Here is a 15704-nt window from a genome sequence, read left to right as displayed (position 1 = left end):
CCTCGGGCTCATCGGTCGAGGTGCCCCAGGTCACGGCCGGGGGCCAGGCGGTCGCGTACCGCCTGCTTGAGGGCCTTGATGTCGGGGAAGCCGCCGTCGCGCTTGCGCTCCCAGAGCGAGGCCTCATCAAGGAGGATCTCGAAGTGGCCGCCGTGGGAGGGCACCAGAGCCACCTCCTCCAGCTCCTCGCCGAAGGTGGAGAGCAGCTCCTGGGCGTACCAGGCACTGCGCAGCAGCCACTGGCACTGGGTGCAGTAGTGGATTCGGATACGTGACATGGAACCTCGAGTGTCGCGACAATGAGCCTCTGATGATACCAGCCAGGGAGTTCCGATGGCCGCCCCCGAGATCAGCCAGACCCGCCTCTTCGAGTGGCTCACCGGTGACGAGGACAGCCGGATGTGCCGGGACATCCCGGACGAGGCCTGCCACGAGCAGCCGCGCAACTTCTTCCTGCACCTGGTGGCGGCACTCGGCAACAAGCTGGCCGACGAGCTCTCCAGCGCCCGCCTGGTGCTGCCCTGGTTGCTGGGGGTGATCGGCGCCCCGCTGTGGATGGTCGGCCTGCTGGTGCCGATCCGCGAGTCCGGCGCCCTGCTGCCCCAGCTGTTCGTGGCCGGCTTCATCCGGCTCAAGCCCGAGCGCAAGTGGGTGTGGGTGCTGGGCGGTGCCCTGCAGGCCCTGGCCGCCGCCCTGCTGGCCCTGCTGGCGCTGCTGGGCAGCGGGGCCGTCGGCGGGGGCCTGGTACTCGCCGTGCTGGTGGCGCTGTCGCTGGCCCGGGGCCTGTCGTCGATCGCCACCAAGGACGTGATGGGCAAGACCATCGCCAAGCAGCGCCGCGGCACCCTGATGGGCTGGAGCGGCAGCGTGGCTGGCGGGGTGACCCTGGCCGCCGGCGGCGTGCTGATGCTGTTCGGCGACCGTCCCGGGGAGCTGGCGCTGGCCGTGCTGCTCGGGGTGGCGGCGCTGGGCTGGGCCGTCAATGCCCTGTCCGCGGCACGCATCAGGGAGACACCCGGCGCCGTGGAGGGTGGCGAGAATGTCTGGGACAGCGTCAAGCTGGGGCTGCGCCTGCTGCGCGACGACCGCGCCTTCCTGCACTTCAACCTCTCCCGCGCCCTGCTGCTGGCCAGCGCCCTGGCCCTGCCCTATGTGGCGCTGCTCGGCCAGCAGCAGAGCGGCGCCGAGCTCGGCGGCCTGGGCATCCTGATCGTGGTCTCGGGGCTTGCCGGCATGCTGGCAAGCCCGATATGGGGCAAACGCGCCGATGCCTCGAGCCGACGGGTAATGCGCGATGGGGGCCTGGGCACCGCGGCGGGCTGCCTGCTCGGGGCGGCCTTCGCCTGGCTGCCCGGTGCCTGGAGCGAGAGCGTCTGGCCCTATGCGCTGGTCTACGCGCTACTGGTGATCGTCCATGCCGGCGTCCGCCTGGGCCGCAAGACCTACATCGTCGACATGGCCGGCGCCGACAAGCGCGCCCTCTACGTGGCGCTCTCCAACACCCTCACGGGCGTGCTGATGCTGGTCGTGGGCGGGGCCGTCAGCCTGCTGGCCCAGTGGCTCGGCAGCGCCGGGCTACTGGCCTGCCTGGCACTGATGGGCCTCGGCGCGGCCGCCAGCGCCTGGCGACTGCCCGAGGTGCAATGACCCGCCGGCACGCCAGCGCGTTGAAATCCCGACGCCGGCTGGCCATGATGAGGGCAATATCCCGCCCCTTGCCGCCATGCGATGCGCCAAGGGCACCGCGACAGGAACCCCCTGCATGAAACGATCCCCCCTGATCAGCCCGGAACTGCTGGAACGCATCATCGATGCCTCCGAGGATGGCATCGTGGTCGCCGAGCAGGAGGGCGACGAGAACATCCTGATCTACGTCAACCAGGGCTTCGAACGCCTCACCGGCTACAGCGCCGACGAGATCCTCTACCAGGACTGCCGCTTCCTGCAGAACGAGGACCGCGACCAGCCGGGGCTCGATGCCATCCGCAAGGCCCTGAAGGCGGGTCGTCCCTGCCGCGAGGTACTGCGCAACTATCGCAAGGACGGCACCCTGTTCTACAACGAGCTCTCCATTACCCCCATGTACGACGAGGATGACCACCTCACCTACTACATCGGGGTGCAGAAGGATGTCACCGAGCGCGTCGAGGCCCAGCTGGAACTCGAGCGGCTCAAGGCCGAACACGGCCTCACCTGAGAGCGCAAAGGCGGCGACGAAAAAAAGTCTCCCGGGGGGCTTGTCCCCGGCCCACCTTGCGGCTATATAGCCAGCAGGCAACGGCCGTTGCCTGCTGGCGCTTCAGGTTCCGCACCCGGGACGGGAAGCGATCGTATGATCCGCCGGACCTTGCAGCGTTCGGCCCCGGGCCATGGGAGGACGTCGCATGAGCCATGAACCCCTTCTCGATACCACCGACGACGATCAGGACTACCTGGAAGCGGTCAACGACGACTACGGTCGCGTCCGCCCCAGCAGTCGTGCCGATACCCTGAGGGCCCGGCGACGCGTGGAGGCCCTCATCGAGGAGCGCCGCCTGCGCCGCGCCATCGAGGACGACTGGACCCTCGAGGAAGAGGAAGAGTAACCCCTGCCCTCGGCCCGGGGACGCTGGCCTTTGGCGTCCCCGGGCTCTATCATCGTGGCCACTGACATCCCCCAACCAAGTGGCTTTCCATGGCGCAATACGTCTACACCATGAACCGGGTGGGCAAGGTCGTGCCCCCCAAGAAGCAGATCCTCAAGGACATCTCCCTCTCCTTCTTCCCCGGCGCCAAGATCGGCGTGCTGGGCCTCAACGGTGCCGGCAAGTCGACCCTGCTGCGCATCATGGCCGGCGTCGACACCGAGTTCGAGGGCGAGGCGCGCCCCATGCCGGGCATCAACGTCGGCTACCTCCCCCAGGAGCCGGCACTGGACGACGACAAGAACGTCCGCGAGACCGTGGAAGAGGCCCTGGGCGAGATCAAGGAGGCGCAGGAGAAGCTCGACGCCGTCTACGCCGCTTATGCCGAGCCGGACGCCGACTTCGATGCCCTGGCCACCGAGCAGGCGCGCCTGGAGAACATCATCGAGGCCTCCGACGCCCACAACCTGGACCGCAAGCTGGAAGTGGCCGCCGAGGCCCTGCGCCTGCCACCCTGGGAGGCCCGCGTCGGCCACCTCTCCGGCGGCGAGCGGCGCCGCGTGGCGCTGTGCCGCCTGCTGCTCTCCAGCCCCGACATGCTGCTGCTCGACGAGCCCACCAACCACCTGGACGCCGAGTCCGTGGCCTGGCTGGAGCGCTTCCTGCACGACTACAGCGGCACCGTGGTGGCGATCACCCACGACCGCTACTTCCTCGACAACGTGGCCGGCTGGATCCTCGAGCTCGACCGCGGCCAGGGTATCCCCTTCGAGGGCAACTACTCGGGCTGGCTGGAGGCCAAGGAGAAGCGCCTCGAGCAGGAGGCCAAGCAGGAGGCCTCCAAGAACAAGGCCATCAAGCACGAGCTGGAGTGGGTCCGCAGCAACGCCAAGGGCCGCCAGGCCAAGAGCAAGGCGCGCCTCAACCGCTTCGAGGAGATGCAGTCCGGCGACTTCCAGAAGCGCAACGAGACCAACGAGATCTACATTCCGCCCGGCCCGCGCCTGGGCGACAAGGTCATCGAGTTCCACGACGTCGCCAAGGCCTTCGACGACAAGCTGCTCTACGAGGACCTGACCTTCACCGTCCCCAAGGGGGCCATCGTCGGCATCGTCGGCGGCAACGGCGCGGGCAAGTCGACGCTGTTCAAGCTGATCACCGGCCAGGAGCAGCCCGACCGCGGCGAGGTGGTGGTCGGCGAGACCGTCGATATCGCCTACGTCGAGCAGCTGCGCGACGCCCTGGATGACAAGCAGACGGTGTGGGAGGCGGTCTCCGACGGCCAGGACATCCTCAACATCAACGGCTACGAGGTCTCCTCGCGGGCCTACGTGGGGCGCTTCAACTTCAAGGGCAACGACCAGCAGAAGCGCCTTAACGAGCTCTCCGGCGGCGAGCGCGGTCGCCTGCAGCTGGCCCAGACCCTCAAGCAGGGGGCCAACGTGCTGCTGCTCGACGAGCCCTCCAACGACCTGGACATCGAGACGCTGCGCGCCCTGGAGGAGGCCCTGCTGGCCTTCCCCGGCTGTGCCCTGGTGATCTCCCACGACCGCTGGTTCCTCGACCGCATCGCCACCCACATCCTGGCCTTCGAGGGCGACTCCCACGTGGAGTTCTTCGAGGGCAACTACACCGAGTACGAGGCGGACCACAAGAAGCGCGTCGGTGACGACACCCCGCACCGCATGAAGTACAAGCGCATCGACGCCTGACCCGGCTTCGCCGCGCCGAAAGAACGCCCGCTTCGCGGGCTGAAGCTTGAAGCTGGAAGAAGACCCCACGACCGAAAGGTTCGTGGGGTCTTTTCTCTTCTGGCTTCCCGCTTCCAGGCGCGAGGCACCGCTCTTCCAGCTCCCGGGGATAGCGCGGGGTTGCCCCGAACGACGAGACGCGCCATAAGGGGGATTCCTGCCGCGAGGAGTCACCCATGAGCGTCCTGCTGTCCTGGCCCATCCACCTGCTCAAGGCCTTCCGGCAGAGCATCGCCTACCTGCCCTCACTGCTGGCATTGGCCTATGCCCTGCTGAGCCTCGTCGCGCTGCTGCTGCCGATCTCCGACGACCGGCTGCCGGCCCTGCTCACGATGCTGGGCCTGGAGGCGCCGGAAGAGACCCGCGCCCTGCTCGCCGCGCTGCTCGGCGGCATGATCTCGCTGATGGTGTTCAGCTTCTCCATGGTCATGTCGGTGCTCTCGCAGGCCGGCGGGCAGTTTTCCCACAAGCTGGTGTTCGGCCTGATCTCGGAGCGCCCCCACCAGTGGGTGCTGGGCCACTACCTGGGCACCATCCTCTTCACCCTGATGCTGCTGATGGTCCCGGATGTCGCCGAGGGCCAGGCGACCTGGCGGTCGCTGGCGATCTACCTGGCCTGCGCCATGGTGATCCACTGCCTGGCGCTGTTCGTCTACTTTATCCACAACGCCTCTCAGTCGATCCAGGTCGACGCCGTGGCCGCCGACCTGCACCAGTCGACGCTCGCCTCCCTGCAGGCGCTGCAGTCCCGCCAGCAGGGCAAGGAGTGGCGCATCCTGGCCGTCGCGCCGTCATCGGGCCATCGCCAGCATGCCGTGCATGCCCGCCGCGCCGGCTACCTGCAGAACGCCGATCTCACCGCCCTGGCCGAACTGGCGCGCCGTGTCGACGGCATCGTGCACCTTCACTTCCGCTTCGGGGACTACGTGGTGGAGGGGCTGCCGATCCTCTCGCTGGAGGCCGCGGCGGCCCCCGAGGCGAGCTGGTGCGACGAGGTCCGGGCCACCCTGACCTACGTGGAGGGAGAGTCGATCACCGAGCACCATGTGTTCGGCATGACCCAGTTGATGGAGGTCGCCCTGAAGGCCCTATCGCCGGGCATCAACGACCCCGGAACCGCCCGCCTCTGCCTGCATCGCCTGACCGACCTGCTGCGCCGGCGCCTCGAGTGGCGGCCCTGCGATGCGCTCTTCGATGAGGACGGGCACTGCCGGGTGACCTGGCAGGTAGAGGATTTCGAGAGCCTGCTCTACCGGCTCTTCCAGCCCATCCTGCGGTACGGCAGGGACGACCTGAGCATCGGTCTCGGGGTGCTCAAGGCCCTGAAGACCCTCTCGCTGTTCGCCGAGCAGAAGGATCTCGAGACCCTCCAGGCCCATGCCGACCGGGTGGTGGAGACGCTGTCCCACGCGGCGAGCCACCCGCTTGACCGGCGCTTCGTCTCGGCGCGCCTGGACGACGGCATTCACCGGCTCTCGCTCCCGGCCGCGCTCCCTGGCCGTCAGCAGGCCTGATCGCCGCCTGCCGGCGTCAGTAGAGCTTGGGCTCGCCGGGCGGGCGGGTCTTGAAGCGCCGGTGCAGCCACAGGTACTGCTCCGGGTGGCGGCGGATCGCCGCCTCGATCACCGCGTTGATTCGGGCGGCATCGGCCACCTCGTCGCCGCTGGGGAAGCCTTCCAGCGGCGGCAGGTACTCCAGGGTATAGGTGCGGTCATCCGGGTTGCGGTGGAAGATCAGCGGGATCACCGGGGCGCCGGTCATGCGCGCGATGCGCGCGGTCATCCGCACCGTGGCGGCCGGGATGCCGAAGAAGGGGGCGAAGACGCTGGCGTCGCGGCCGAAGTCCTGGTCCGGGGAGTACCAGACGCCGTGCCCGGCCTTGATGCGACGCACCACGCCGCGCAGGTCATGGCGGTCGAGGACCGCATCGAAGTAGGGGGCGCGGGCGCGGGACATGAAGCGGTCGAAGAGCGGGTTGTCATGGGGCCGCTGCACGGCGTCGGCGCGGAAGTAGAGCGCATGCAGGGCGGCCCCCAGGTCCAGGGTGGAGAAGTGAATGCCGAGGATCAGCGCCCCCCTCCCCTCGGCCTGCAACCGGGCCCGGTGCTGCTGCCCCAGGAAGGTGACGCGGTGGCGCAGGTGCTCCGGATCGCGGCACCAGCCGGTGGCCGTCTCGACGATGCCGATGCCATTGGCGACGAAGGTCTCCCTGACCAGCCGGCGTTGCCGGGGCTCGTCGAGGTCGGGAAAGCAGAGGCGGATATTGGTCTCGGTGATATGGCGTCGCCGCCTGGCGAGGCGCCAGGCGGCAAGGCCGATCCCCCGGCCGACCCACAGCTTCAGCCGCCAGGGCAGCCAGGCCACGACATGCATGGCGCCGATAGCCAGCCAGGTCGGCCAGTAGCGCGGATGGGCAAAGGCGGTCTGCGGGGTGTCGTCCCTGGACATGCGGCTTCCCGTGGTGCGGCGATCAGTCCGCCCCATGATACCGCCTGGGCACCCTCGGCAGCACCCCGGTCAGCAGGGTGTAGCTGATGGTGTCGCAATGGCGGGCTACCTCATCCACCGACAGCAGCGCACTGTTCGCGGCGCGTCCCCAGAGCACGACCTCACTGCCGATGCCGGCCTCGGGAAGGTCGGTGAGGTCCACCGTCAGCATGTCCATGGAGACCTTGCCGGCGATGGCCGTGCGCTGCCCATCGACCAGTACCGGGGTGCCGTCGACCGCGTGCCGGTCATAGCCGTCGCCGTAGCCACAGGCGACCACGCCGATCCGCGAGGGGCGTGGCGCCCTCCAGCGCCCCGCATAGCCCACCGGCTCGCCCGGGGCGAGTTCGCGCACGGCAATGATCGCGGAGCGCAGGGTCATCACCGGCGCCAGGCGACGGCTCGCCTCGTTGGAGGCTTCCAGCGGGTCGCTGCCGTAGAGCATCACCCCAGGACGGTTCCAGGCGCCATGCGCCTCGGGCCAGGCCAGGGTGGCGGGGGAGTTGGCGAGACAGGTGGGGGCCTCGAGCCGGATCGCCAGGTCGTCGAGCAGCTCGAGCTGGCGCCGGAAGTAGCCGGGTTCCAGGGCGTCAGCGGTGGCGAAGTGGCTCATCAGGTGCAGGTCGCAGGCGCGGTCGGGCGCCGCGGCGAGACGCGCCCAGACCGCCTCGGCCTGTTCCGGCGGGAAGCCCAGCCGGTGCATGCCCGAGTCCACCTTGACCCACACCGGGATGGGTCGCGCGGGGCGATAGGCGAGCAGCGCCTCCAGTTGCCAGTCGGTGTGCACCGCGATCCACAGCCCCAGCGCCTCGACCCGCTCGAGCTCGGCGGCCTCGAAGATGCCCTCGAGCAGCACGATGGGCGCCGTGATGCCCCCCTCGCGCAGGATCTGCGCCTCCTCGAGGCAGGCCACGGCAAAGGCCGGCGCCAGCCCCTCGAGTGCCCGGGCACAGGCCACGGCGCCATGACCATAGGCATCCGCCTTGATCACGGCGACGGCGCGGCTGTGGGGGGCCTGGTCACGGGCCAGGCGATAGTTGTGACGCAGGGCGTCGAGGTCGATGTCGGCGTTCAGCGGCCGGGCCATGGTCGGGGTCCTGGAGCGTCGATGGGAAACGCCACGATTATCCCCCAAAGAGGAGCCGATTTCACGGCACGACCAACTAGCAAGAGAGCTTTTAGCGGGATAAACGCCAGATAAAGGGGCATGTTGACAGGGCGATCATCTGACCGTCATGAGGGAATGACACGACGGTGCCGGAGGCGCCTCCTCCGGCACACGGCATCACTCGAAGATGGCATCCAGCGAGAGGCCCTGCTTGTCGAGCATGCGACGCAGCTTCTTGAGCGCCTCCACCTGGATCTGGCGGACCCGTTCGCGCGTCAGGCCGATCTCCTCACCGACCTGCTCGAGGGTCGCGGCCTCGTGGCCACGCAGGCCGAAGCGGCGCACCACCACCTCCATCTGCTTCTCGGTGAGCTCGGCCAGCCATTCGTCGACATGCTGGCGCACGTCGCCGTCCACCAGGGTGGATTCCGGGCCCTGGTCGTTGTCGTCGGCCAGGGTCTCGATCAGCGGCTTGTCGCTCTCGCTGCCCATCGGGTAGTCGACGGAGGAGACCCGCTCGTTGAGGCCCATCATCTTCTTGACCGTCTCCACCGGCTTGTCGAGGTAGTCGGCGACCTCCTCGGCCGTGGCCTCGTGGTCCAGCTTCTGGGTCAGCTCGCGGGCCGCCCGCAGGTAGATGTTGAGTTCCTTGACCACGTGAATCGGCAGCCGGATGGTGCGGGTCTGGTTCATCAGCGCCCGCTCGATGGTCTGGCGGATCCACCAGGTGGCGTAGGTGGAGAAGCGGAAGCCGCGCTCGGGGTCGAACTTCTCCACCGCGCGTATCAGGCCCAGGTTACCCTCCTCGATCAGGTCGAGCAGGGTGAGGCCTCGGTTGAGATAGCGCCGGGCGATCTTCACCACCAGGCGCAGGTTCGACTCGATCATCCGCGAGCGGCCGAGCGGATCACCCTTGCGCGCCAGGCGGCCGTAGTAGACCTCCTCCTCCGGCGTCAGCAGCGGCGAGAAGCCGATCTCGTTGAGGTAGATCTGGGTGGCATCGAGGCTGTGACGGTGATGGCGATCCTCGCGACTCAGCGCCTTCTCGAAGGCCTCCTCGTCGCCGACCACCGCCTCCTCGTCCTCGATCTCTTCCCGCTCCAGGTCATCCTCTGCCTCGACAGCGTCATCGTCCGCCTCGTCGGCGGAGGCCAGATTCACATCCTGAAGGTCCCGTTCAAGCATGCTCATCGATTGCTACCCCATGGTTGCGACAGGGCGTCGTGGGTCCATGGCCGGACGATCGACGCGCGAAGTTATTATTGTGCGGCCCCCCGTCATGGATCCGATGCGCGCCGACCGTCGGGGTCAGCGGGCCGGCAGGAACTCGAGGGGGTCCTGAGGCTGGCCATCCTTGCGCACCTCGAAATGCAGCCTGACATCCTCGGCATCGCTGTCGCCCATGGTGGCAATGACCTCACCGGCCTCGACCACATCGTTCTCCTTGACGTTCAGGGTGTCATTGTGGGCATAGGCACTCAGGAACTGGTCGTTGTGCTTGAGCAGGATCAGGTTGCCGTAGCCCCTGACGCCGCTGCCCGCATAGACCACGATTCCCGGGCCGGCTGCCTTGACAGGTTGCCCCTTTTGACCGGCGATATCAATGCCGGCGGTGATGCTCCCCCCTTCGCCGAACTGACCGACCACGTCACCGGCGACCGGCCACTGCCAGTCCACCTCGTCCACCGGGGTATAGCTGCGTCCGGCGCGCTGCTCGGCGGCCGGCTCGCCGGCGACCGAGGTCCCGGCATCGGCGCCGGCGTCGTCCCTCTCCGTGGACGCCCGGGCGACCTGGGCCGCCTCGTCCTCGGCCGCCGCGTCTGGCTCGGGGTCGCCCTGTGCCGCCGCCGTCGTGCCGGCGGCCTGCTGCTGCTGCGCATTCTCCGCCTCCGTGCGCGCGGCCAGCTCCCGCCGTTCGGCCAGGTCACGCTCGCTCAGGCTGCCATCCGCTCCCGGGCTGTCGTAGCTGTAGACCGGGCCCGGGCCCTGGTCGGCCCCCGAGACGGCATCGGCGCTCTCCATGGCCGTCTGGCTGGGCCCCTGGGACGCGTCGCCCTCCTCCAGGCGCTCGGCCGAAAGGCGACGGTTGCGCTCGATGGCGCTCTCGTCGGGCATCAGCCAGTCGAGCTCCTCGTCGCTGCCGGACGCCTCGCCGCCGAGGCCCGTGGCCACGACCCCACGGCCGCCGGACGCGCCTTCGCCGCCGTCCTGGCCGGAAGCCGCGGTGGCGCGCCCCTCGCCGCCCAGCACCAGCTGCTGGCCGGGCTCGATGCGGTAGGGGGGAGAGATGCGGTTGAGGCGCGCCAGGTCGCGGTAGTCCATATCATGGCGCCAGGCGATGCCGTAGAGCGTGTCGCCGGCTTCCACGGTGTATTCGCCGGGCGTCGCGTCGGCCCGGCTGGCCGACAGGTCGCGGACCTGCACCGGGCCACTCTCGCCCTGCTGGGCGGCGCAGCCGGCCAGGGCCAGGGCCAGGCCGGATATCAGAAATACCTTATGCATCGGAGCCTTCCTCCTTGTCAGCACCTTGTCGGGAACCGGGTGTCGCCGGCCGGTTGGCCCGTGCGATCAGCAGCACCAGGACCGCACCGGCCAGCATCAGGGCTACCACCGCCGGCAGCCGGGCAGGGTCGCCGGTCAGCTCGGCGAAGTCGGCCGGGGTCAGGTAACGGTAGTCGAGGGGGATCATCTGGCCCTCGGCACCCAGCTGGTAGCGTACCAGCTCGCGCCACGGCCAGAGTACCGGCAGCGAGCCGATGATGAAGCCGACCAGCAGCTGCAGGGTCGCGGTATGGTGGTGGCGCAGCAGCCAGGAGAGCAGCCGCGAGAAGCCGAACAGCCCGACCAGGCAGCCCGCCCCGAACAGCCCGATCAACCCCAGGTCGAAGCTGCGGATGCCCTGCATCACCGTGCCGTAGAGGCCCATGGTCAGCAGCAGGAAGCTGCCCGACACGCCGGGCAGCAGCAGGGCACTGATGGCGATGGCCCCGCCCACCACCAGCACAAGGTCAGGACTGCCGAGCAGGGTGACCAGCGGCATCAGCGACGGCAGGCCGTGGGCCAGCAGCAGGCCACCGGCCAGCGGCAGCAGGTGCCACCACTTCCAGTCGGCCGGGTGGCGGCTGACGACCACCGCCGACGCCGCCACCAGGCCGAAGAAGAAGCCGTTGAGCAGCTGGGGGAAATCGTCCATCAGCCAGACGACGAGGTGGGCCACACTGACCAGGCTGATGGCGATGCCGGCCAGCAGCGGGAGCACGAAGGCCAGGTTGAGATGAGCCGCCAGCAGCGGCAGGCCGCCGCGTCGCCAGGCGACGAAGGCGCTGGGACCGAACTGCTTGATGCTGTGGATCAGCTCCTCGTAGATGCCGGTGACGAAGGCGATGGTGCCGCCGGAGACGCCCGGCACCGCATCGGCGGCCCCCATGCCGGCGCCCCTGAGAAAGATACCGAGATGACGCTTCAACAGCGGACTCCTTTCATCGAATGACGCCTTCCAGCAGCGGCACGAAGCGCACCGCCTCCAACCGCTGTGTCTCGAAGCCCTCGTCGCTGCGGCGCACACGGGTCAGCCATTGCCGGCCATCCGGCTCGGCCAGCGGCGTGATCAGCACCCCCCCTTCGCCGAGCTGGGCGAGCAGCGGCGCCGGCAGCTCGCTGGCACAGGCGGTGAGCAGGATCACCTCGAAGGGCGCCTCCTCCGGCCAGCCATGCCCCCCGTCGGCGAGGCGCAGGCGGGTGTTGCGGACCTCGAGCAGGCGCAGGCGGCCGCCGGCACGACGATGCAGGGCATTGATCCGTTCCACCGACCAGAGTTCCTTCACCAGGCGCGACAGCACCAGGGTCTGGTAGCCGGAGCCGGTCCCCACCTCCAGCACGCGGGACGGCGCCTCCTGGATCACCAGCTCGGTCATGCGCGCCACCATCCACGGCTGGGAGAGGGTCTGGCCATGACCGATGGGCAGCGAGGTGTCCTCGTAGGCACGATGCGCCAGGGCCTCGTCGAGGAAGAGGTGACGCGGCTCCCGGGCCATCACCTCCAGCACCCGCGGGTCGCGGATCCCCTGGTCGGCCAGCCGGCCGACCATGCGGTCCCGGGTTCGCTGCGATGTCATGCCGACACCGCGCAGCAGATCAGGTGAGTGCATCCAGCCAGTCCTGCACGTCGTCGCGCGCTGCATGCCGTGTCAGGTCGGTCTGCAGCGGCGTGATGGAAACATAGCCCGCCTCGATGGCGGCGAAGTCGGTGTCCGGGCCATCGTCGGCGTTCTCGCCCACGGCGGCGATCCAGTAGCGCAGCCGGCCCCGCGGGTCCCGCACCTCCAGGGGGCGGGCCGCCGGGCCGCGATAGCCCAGCCGGGTGACCCGAAAGCCCTGGATCTCGCTCCACGGCAGGTCCGGCACATTGACGTTGAGCAGGCTGCGCGGCGGCAGCGAGAGCTGCTCGGCCGCCCCGATCAGGCTCGCCGCCACCCGCCCGGCGGTCTCGAAGTGGCGCGCGCCCACCAGCGACATGGCGATGGCCGCCATGCCCAGGTTACGCCCCTCCATGGCGGCGGCCACGGTGCCGGAGTAGAGCACGTCGTCGCCGAGGTTGCCACCGTGGTTGATGCCCGAGATCACGAGGTCCGGCCGTTCGTCCCAGACGCCGTTGACTCCCAGGTAGACGCAGTCCGCGGGGGTGCCGTCGACGCTGTAGAAGCCGTTGTCGAGCGAGGCGAGCGCCAGCGGCCGGCTCAGGGTGAGGGAGTTGCTGGCCCCGCTCTTGTCGCGGTCCGGCGCGACAACACGCAGCCGGGCATGGGGCAGCAGGGCATCATGGAGGGCACGCAGCCCCGGGGCATGCACCCCGTCGTCATTGGAGAGCAGCAGTCGACGCATCACAGGCTCCTGTCGGGGGAAGGGGCCCCCAGAGAGGGATGAGAGATCAGTTCCCGCAGCACGGCGGTGGCGAAAGCCCCCCGCGGCAGGCTGAAGGCCAGCCAGAGCTCGCCGTCGCCTCGCGTCATCCGCGGCTCGCCCAGGCGCAGCCGCAGTGCCCGGCGGGCCAGGCGGACACCGGCGCGCTCCAGCCCGCCGCACAGGCCCGGGTAGCGCGCGGCCAGGGCAGCCTCGTGGGCCCGGGCCTCGCCGGTGGCGCGCGACTCGCCGACGCCCCACAGCACCCCGGCGGGGTGCAGATCGAGGCGCCGGGCCCGCTCGACGAGCCCGGCGAGCTCGGCGGCATCGTCGGGCGCGACGTCGAACTGGCTGGCGCTGCCGTCGAGCATGACCACCTCGCCGGGCAGCGGTGTGGCCCAGCTATGGTCGCGCACCCGGGCGGCCAGCAACTCGTTGAACAGGTAGCTGCGGGCCGCCGAGAGCAGCATGCCCTCGCGGTCATCGCGCTTGCGCCAGCCGCGGGCCAGCACGGCCCGGGCGCGCTGCAGGTTGCGGCCGTGCGGGCCGAAACGCTGGGGGCCGACATAGTTGGCCACACCCGCGTCGCACAGACGCTGCCAGCGCGCCTCGAGCGCCGGGTCGGCCACGGCGGCCCCGGTGATCCGCAGGCGGAAGCGGTTGGCCCGGTGCACGCCGCGCTTGAGCTTGCGCGGATGTCGGGACTGGTCGAGGACCCGCATGCCCCGCTCGGCGAGTCGCGCCGCGAGGCCCTCGGGGGCCTCGCGGCCGGGCAGCTGCACGGAGAGCCATTGGCGGGTCACGGCGACACGGTCCTTCATGCCCGAATAGCCCACCTCCCGTGGCGAGACCTCGCAGAGCCGGGCCAGCTCGCGGGCGACCATCGCGGTGGTCAGGTCGCGCTTCTCGATGAACAGCCATAGGTGCTCGCCCTCCCCTTCCGGGGCGAAGTCAAGGGCTTCCTCGACCTGGAAGTCCTCGGGGACGGCGCGATAGTCGCCGGATGACGGCGCACCGAGCTCCCCTTCCAGCACCCGCGGCCAGGCCGGCGGCCAGTCGATGGCATCCTGGACGCCGGATGACCTGACCTCACTCACCGGCCGAATCCCCGTCGCGGCGCACCAGCAGCGCCACCGCCTCGGCGGCGATGCCCTCGCCGCGGCCGGTGAAGCCGAGCCGTTCGGTGGTGGTGGCCTTGACGTTGACCGCGCCCCTGGCGACGCCCAGGTCCTCGGCAATATGCCCGGCCATGGCGTCGATATGCGGCGCCATCTTCGGCGCCTGGGCGATCAGGGTGGCGTCCAGATTGCCGACCCGGTAGCCGGCCTCGACCACCAGCCCGGCGACGTGGCGCAGCAAGCCGCGGCTGTCGGCGCCGGCCCAGGCCGGGTCGGTATCGGGGAAGTGGCGGCCGATGTCGCCGAGGGCACAGGCGCCCAGCAGGGCGTCACAGACCGCATGCAGCAGCACGTCGCCGTCGGAGTGGGCGATGAAGCCGCGGTCGAAGGGGATGGCGACGCCGCCGACCATCAGGTGGTCGCCCTCGCCGAAGCGGTGGACATCGAAGCCGTGGCCGATTCGCATCATGCGTTTTTCATGCTCCCTTCATGCTCCGTTCGTCCCGTGCGGGGACGCCTCGGGGTGGGTCCTCGAGGCCGCCTGGGCGGCCAGAGCCTGGGCGGACAGCACCAGCTCAGCCAGGGCCAGGTCCTCGGGATGGGTGATCTTGAGGTTGTCGCGACGCCCGCCGACCAGCCGCGGCGAGAGGCCTACCGCCTCCACCGCCGAGGCCTCGTCGGTGACGGCCACACCCCGCGCCAGCGCATCATTCAGGGCGCGACGCAGCAGGCCATGGCGGAAGCCCTGTGGGGTATAGGCGTGCCAGAGCCCCTCGCGGGACTCGGTGGCCCGCACCCGCCCGGCGCCGTCGTCGCGCTTCATGGTATCGGCCACCGGTGCCGCCAGCAGCCCGCCCACGGGGTCGTCGGCAATGGCCGCCACCAGGCGCCTCAGGTCGTCGACGGTGACGCAGGGCCGGGCGACGTCATGGACCAGCACCAGATCGTCCTCTTCGGCCTCCGGGGCGATGGCCTCCAGGGCGTTGACCACCGAGTCGACCCGCTCGGTCCCGCCGGGGGCGCGGCGCCAGTCGGCGAAGGGCACCCAGGCCGGGTCGAAGTGGCCATCGTCGGCGTCCAGGCAGAGGCAGAGCCGGGCCTCGGGGAAGGCCTCATGGAGGCGCGCCAGGGTGCGGGCCAGCACCGGCCGGCCGGCCAGCAGCAAGTACTGCTTGGGACGGTCGGCGCCCATGCGTCGCCCCTGCCCCGCGGCGGGCACCACCAGCCACAGGCGTCCGCTCACTGGCCGGCCTCCGCCCCGGGCGCCGGCATGCCCAGCAGGCCGGCATTGACTTCGAGACCGGTGGTCTCTACCGCCACGCCGGGCACCCAGAAGAACTGCTCGTCGCTGCGCACCATGCCGATGTCGCTGCGGGCCCGCTCCTCGATGGCATCGAGGCCGGTCTTGAGGTCCACCACCTCGGCGGCCAGGCGCGCATTGCGGTCGCGCAGCGGCTGGTTCTCCTCCTCCAGCACGGCCACCCGCTGGCGCACCTCGGCAAGCTCGCGCATGCCGCCCTCGCCGAGCCACAGCCGGTACTGCAGCAGCGCGAGCAGTATGATGAGCACGATGGCCAGCCACTTGAGCATGCAGGGAGTCCGTCACGAGGGTGTCAATGGCGGGCATTATGCCATCTTGTGACGTCGGGCGGCGAGGCGCCAGGCAGAAGCATGGCAGGGACAATCAATACGCAGCGGAACCCTGCTGCCAGCTTGT

At 69.8% G+C, this 15704-nt stretch carries 17 protein-coding genes; 5 read left to right on the top strand and 12 right to left on the bottom strand.

Annotated elements, in window-relative coordinates:
* Positions 1-8 precede the first annotated feature (8 nt).
* Positions 9-278, bottom strand: coding sequence for a SelT/SelW/SelH family protein (locus P8934_RS04020; protein WP_278033047.1), 270 nt, complete (start codon positions 276-278; stop codon positions 9-11).
* 55 nt (positions 279-333) lie between these two features.
* On the opposite strand from P8934_RS04020, the gene P8934_RS04015 reads away from it, so the two are divergent.
* The 5 genes from P8934_RS04015 to P8934_RS03995 all read left to right on the top strand — a co-directional run bounded on the left by P8934_RS04015 (position 334) and on the right by P8934_RS03995 (position 5889).
* Positions 334-1647, top strand: coding sequence for an MFS transporter (locus P8934_RS04015; RefSeq protein ID WP_278033046.1), 1314 nt, complete (start codon positions 334-336; stop codon positions 1645-1647).
* A gap of 115 nt (positions 1648-1762) precedes the next feature.
* Entirely contained in the window at positions 1763-2197 is a 435-nt protein-coding gene (locus P8934_RS04010) for a PAS domain-containing protein (RefSeq protein WP_106229787.1), read from the top strand.
* A gap of 187 nt (positions 2198-2384) precedes the next feature.
* Positions 2385-2585 (top strand): hypothetical protein, encoded by a 201-nt coding sequence (locus P8934_RS04005; protein ID WP_278033045.1) that lies wholly within the window; start codon positions 2385-2387, stop codon positions 2583-2585.
* 89 nt (positions 2586-2674) lie between these two features.
* Entirely contained in the window at positions 2675-4336 is a 1662-nt protein-coding gene (gene ettA / locus P8934_RS04000; protein WP_278033044.1) for an energy-dependent translational throttle protein EttA, read from the top strand.
* 215 nt (positions 4337-4551) lie between these two features.
* Positions 4552-5889, top strand: a complete 1338-nt coding sequence (locus P8934_RS03995) for a DUF2254 domain-containing protein (RefSeq protein ID WP_278033043.1) — start codon at positions 4552-4554, stop codon at positions 5887-5889.
* A 16-nt stretch (positions 5890-5905) separates the two neighbouring features.
* Here the strand turns inward: P8934_RS03995 and lpxL are convergent, their stop codons facing one another.
* The 11 genes from lpxL to ftsB all read right to left on the bottom strand — a co-directional run bounded on the left by lpxL (position 5906) and on the right by ftsB (position 15577).
* Positions 5906-6823, bottom strand: a complete 918-nt coding sequence (gene lpxL / locus P8934_RS03990) for an LpxL/LpxP family Kdo(2)-lipid IV(A) lauroyl/palmitoleoyl acyltransferase (protein WP_278033042.1) — start codon at positions 6821-6823, stop codon at positions 5906-5908.
* A gap of 22 nt (positions 6824-6845) precedes the next feature.
* A complete protein-coding gene (alr, locus tag P8934_RS03985; protein ID WP_278033041.1) occupies positions 6846-7949 on the bottom strand; it encodes an alanine racemase in 1104 nt (367 codons plus the stop codon).
* Between the two features lie 198 nt (positions 7950-8147).
* Positions 8148-9161: an RNA polymerase sigma factor RpoS gene (rpoS, locus tag P8934_RS03980; RefSeq protein WP_106229781.1), complete on the bottom strand. Its 1014-nt coding sequence runs from the start codon at positions 9159-9161 to the stop codon at positions 8148-8150.
* Positions 9162-9278: 117 nt separating this feature from the next.
* Positions 9279-10472: a peptidoglycan DD-metalloendopeptidase family protein gene (locus tag P8934_RS03975; RefSeq protein ID WP_278033040.1), complete on the bottom strand. Its 1194-nt coding sequence runs from the start codon at positions 10470-10472 to the stop codon at positions 9279-9281.
* Entirely contained in the window at positions 10465-11439 is a 975-nt protein-coding gene (locus P8934_RS03970) for a DUF368 domain-containing protein (RefSeq protein WP_278033992.1), read from the bottom strand. Before P8934_RS03970 ends, P8934_RS03975 begins: the two co-directional genes overlap by 8 nt.
* A 10-nt stretch (positions 11440-11449) precedes the next feature.
* Positions 11450-12118: a protein-L-isoaspartate(D-aspartate) O-methyltransferase gene (locus tag P8934_RS03965; protein WP_133636463.1), complete on the bottom strand. Its 669-nt coding sequence runs from the start codon at positions 12116-12118 to the stop codon at positions 11450-11452.
* Positions 12105-12851 carry a 5'/3'-nucleotidase SurE gene (surE, locus tag P8934_RS03960; protein ID WP_278033039.1) on the bottom strand — a complete coding sequence of 249 codons (747 nt, stop codon included), beginning with the start codon at positions 12849-12851 and terminating at the stop codon, positions 12105-12107. The genes P8934_RS03965 and surE overlap by 14 nt, the downstream gene beginning before the upstream one ends.
* Positions 12851-13966, bottom strand: coding sequence for a tRNA pseudouridine(13) synthase TruD (locus tag P8934_RS03955; RefSeq protein ID WP_278033038.1), 1116 nt, complete (start codon positions 13964-13966; stop codon positions 12851-12853). Before P8934_RS03955 ends, surE begins: the two co-directional genes overlap by 1 nt.
* Positions 13959-14453, bottom strand: coding sequence for a 2-C-methyl-D-erythritol 2,4-cyclodiphosphate synthase (ispF, locus tag P8934_RS03950; protein ID WP_278033991.1), 495 nt, complete (start codon positions 14451-14453; stop codon positions 13959-13961). The genes P8934_RS03955 and ispF overlap by 8 nt, the downstream gene beginning before the upstream one ends.
* 21 nt (positions 14454-14474) lie before the next feature.
* Positions 14475-15230, bottom strand: a complete 756-nt coding sequence (gene ispD / locus P8934_RS03945; protein WP_278033037.1) for a 2-C-methyl-D-erythritol 4-phosphate cytidylyltransferase — start codon at positions 15228-15230, stop codon at positions 14475-14477.
* The gene (gene ftsB / locus P8934_RS03940) at positions 15227-15577 is read right to left on the bottom strand and encodes a cell division protein FtsB (RefSeq protein WP_278033036.1); all 351 of its coding nucleotides are present in this window, start codon (positions 15575-15577) and stop codon (positions 15227-15229) included. Before ftsB ends, ispD begins: the two co-directional genes overlap by 4 nt.
* Positions 15578-15704: the final 127 nt, after the last annotated feature.

Origin of the sequence: Halomonas sp. CKK8, from assembly GCF_029625235.1 — a bacterium.
GTDB lineage: Bacteria > Pseudomonadota > Gammaproteobacteria > Pseudomonadales > Halomonadaceae > Halomonas > Halomonas ventosae.
Note: the sequence above shows the minus strand (reverse complement) of the source record. Positions and strands in the feature narration are given on the sequence as shown.